Source organism: Streptomyces sp. NRRL F-2664, from assembly GCF_000719345.1.
GTDB lineage: Bacteria > Actinomycetota > Actinomycetes > Streptomycetales > Streptomycetaceae > Streptomyces.
Window position 1 is genome coordinate 1 of the sequence record NZ_JOFX01000576.1, and the last position, 246, is coordinate 246.

1 protein-coding gene is annotated in these 246 nt (G+C 75.6%); it reads right to left on the reverse strand.

Annotated elements, in window-relative coordinates:
- Positions 1-246, reverse strand: a 246-nt coding sequence (locus tag IF89_RS40290) for a hypothetical protein (protein ID WP_043195200.1), incomplete at both ends; no start/stop codon positions are given.

Below are 246 nucleotides of genomic sequence, written 5' to 3' on the forward strand. Positions count from 1 at the left end.
GACGCGGGTGATGACGGGGCCGTGTCCGGCCAGCGGCCGCCCGTACTCCAGCCCCGTCACCGCCCCGTCCCCGGCAGTGGCCTTGCGGACCAGCCCGTCTTGCAGTTCGAGGACGGCCGTCAGCCGGTGGCCGTCGCCGGAGCGCGGCGGGGCGGTGAAGACGACCCGGCCGTCGTCGTAGGCGACGGTAGTGGCGGCGCCGTAGGGGTCGGTGACAGACGTGAGCTGCCAGGTCTCCCCGGCCGG